We start from the raw sequence: 2,549 nt of genomic DNA, 5'->3' as shown, positions 1-2,549 counted from the left end.
CGCGCCTGACCGCTGATCCTGAAGTATTGGCGCGTGCCGATGCGCAAGCGGCCGAACGTAGTCAAAATCAAAATGACATTGGTGATAACCCATCGCCGGTGTTTTTATTTGTCATGGCAATGATATTTGGTAGCTTTATTACCAGTATCTTTGGGCGCATCTTTGGTTCTATCCTGACCGCTGGCGGCTTCTTTGTAGGCTCGCTTGCCTTGGGCGGCGGTTTCTTTATGACGTTAATTATGGCGATATTTATCTGGCTGTTTTTAATTTCGCGCGGTTCAGGCGGTGGTCGTGGAGGACGCGGCGGTGGCGGCGGTATAGTATTCCTGCCCGGTATGGGCGGTGGTAGTGGCGGCTTTGGCGGCGGTGGTTTTGGTGGTGGCGGCTTCGGAGGCGGTGGCGGCGGATTTGGCGGCGGCGGCGCAGGCGGCTCTTGGTAGAGGCGATTTTTATAAGAGTAAGAAGGGTAAATTAGGCTCAGACATTAGAAAATTGCCAGCAATGGCGTACTTGAGGATATAATATAATGGTAAAAAGCAATTCGTCGCAGGCAAGTTTTGCTCGTTGGTGGCGTCAAGTACTGTTTGTTCCTATGTTGCATAGCAAGTGGCTTACGCCCGCGGCGAAGGCTCGGCTGACAGAGCAGGTGACGCTGGCTGAGCGCGGACATCGCGGCGAGGTGTTTTTGATTATCGAAAATCATTTACCTATCCAAGATGCTTATCATCTTGACTGCCGCGATCGAGCGATTGATTTATTTAGCGAATATCGCGTGTGGGATACCGAAGAAAATACCGGCGTTTTGATTTACGTCAATATTTGCGAGCACAAGCTAGAAATCGTCGCTGACCGCGGTATCAGCACACATGTCAGTCCAACTGTTTGGAGCGCCATGTGCGAAAAGGCGGTCTCAGGTATTGCCAATCAAAAAACTGAAGAAAGTTTGATGGAGTTATTAGATGAGGTAGGTCAGTTATTGCGTCAGTATTATCATCTTGAACATGACCCTGCTGGTAATGAGCTGTCCGATACCGTGGTGTTTTTAAAATAGCAATTTTCAAAGTAAAGGCTTTTAAAATAGCAGTTTCTTTAATAACAATTTTTCAAACTAACAGCATTTTTAAAATAACGCTTAAAGAAATAACAAGTAAGTTTAGATACAGGACACCGCAAATATCATGATTGAACTGATAAAAAAATTGCCAAAAGCAGAGCTGCATTTACATATCGAAGGCTCATTAGAACCGGAGCTGATGTTTAGACTGGCGAAAAAGAATAATATCGCTATCCCCTATAAGGATATCGAAGACGTCCGCCGTGCCTATAATTTTACCAATCTACAAACTTTTTTAGATATCTATTATGCGGGTGCCAACGTTCTGATTACCAAAGACGATTTTTATGATTTAACGTGGGAATATATTTTAAAGTGTGTCGAAGATAATGTCGTCCATACCGAAATATTTTTTGATCCACAAACCCATACTGCAAGAGGGGTTGAGTTTGCGACAGTTATTACTGGTATCAAAGAAGCGCTTGCCGATGCCAAAGAAAAATACGGCATCACCTCTTGTATTATTATGTGTTTTTTACGCCACTTATCGCAAGAAGAGGCGTTTGAGACTTTAGAGCAAGCAATGGCATTTAAAGACGATATTATCGGCGTCGGTCTGGATTCTTCAGAATTGGGCAACCCTCCCGCTAAGTTTAAAGAAGTGTTTAAAAAGGCCAAAGAAGCGGGCTTTAAGCTGGTCGCCCATGCTGGCGAGGAAGCAGATTTTTCTTATATTTATGAAGCGTTAGATTTATTGCAAATCAATCGCATTGATCACGGCGTACAATCGATAAAAAGCGCGGCGCTGATGCAACGCCTAAAAGACGAGCAAATGCCGCTGACAGTTTGCCCCAATTCTAATATTGAGCTCAAGGTATTTGAGAGTTACAAACAGCACAATATTAAAGAGCTGCTAGACTATGGCTTAAATGTCAGCGTCAATTCTGATGACCCTGCTTATTTCAAAGGGTATATGAATCAAAACTTTATCAATATATGTGACCATCTACCGCTGACAGAAAATGATATCGTTACTTTGGTAAAAAACTCTTTTAGATCTTCATTTATAGATAATCAATTAAAAGAGAAATACTTAGCGCAAGTGGATCTTGCTCTGCAATAGAGTGAGTAAAGATATTTTCAGTGATTAAGGCTTAACGGTTATATAAATCGTTAAGCCTTTTCCTTTTCACTAGGCACTTTTCAACGTAATTGATTACATAGCCGTAATTTTTTGGACTAATAGCGGCAAGACCAATCCAGCTTTATCCGCTAAAGTAATATCAACGATGGTATTCGGCGTTGGGTGTGGGTTTATCTCGATGATTTGGGCGCCGTTATCTTTTGCTAATTGCGCGAGACCTGCCGCAGGATAAACGAGACTTGAGGTGCCAATACTCATAAAGACTTCACAATTGGCCGCCGCGTCCTCTGCTTTCTGCCAAGCTTGTACAGGCAGCGCTTCGCCAAACCACACGATATCGGGACGTATATA

General features: G+C 43.4%; 3 protein-coding genes and 1 pseudogene. 3 read left to right on the top strand and 1 reads right to left on the bottom strand.

The annotated features are described in order from the left end of the window. The 3 genes and pseudogenes from V7D75_RS10115 to V7D75_RS10105 all read left to right on the top strand — a co-directional run. Nucleotides 1-440, top strand: a pseudogene (locus V7D75_RS10115) (TPM domain-containing protein); the annotation flags it as partial. 86 nt (nucleotides 441-526) lie between these two features. Further along, nucleotides 527-1,051 carry a TPM domain-containing protein gene (locus V7D75_RS10110; protein ID WP_068408537.1) on the top strand — a complete coding sequence of 175 codons (525 nt, stop codon included), beginning with the start codon at nucleotides 527-529 and terminating at the stop codon, nucleotides 1,049-1,051. A 127-nt stretch (nucleotides 1,052-1,178) separates the two neighbouring features. Continuing rightward, a complete protein-coding gene (locus tag V7D75_RS10105) occupies nucleotides 1,179-2,177 on the top strand; it encodes an adenosine deaminase (RefSeq protein ID WP_333614459.1) in 999 nt (332 codons plus the stop codon). A 93-nt stretch (nucleotides 2,178-2,270) separates the two neighbouring features. Here the strand turns inward: V7D75_RS10105 and V7D75_RS10100 are convergent. After that, nucleotides 2,271-2,549: SIR2 family NAD-dependent protein deacylase (locus tag V7D75_RS10100; RefSeq protein ID WP_333614458.1), on the bottom strand; the 279-nt coding region annotated here is incomplete at its 5' end.

This window comes from Psychrobacter sp., assembly GCF_036731945.1.
GTDB lineage: Bacteria > Pseudomonadota > Gammaproteobacteria > Pseudomonadales > Moraxellaceae > Psychrobacter.
This window is presented reverse-complemented; position numbering and strand designations above follow the sequence as displayed.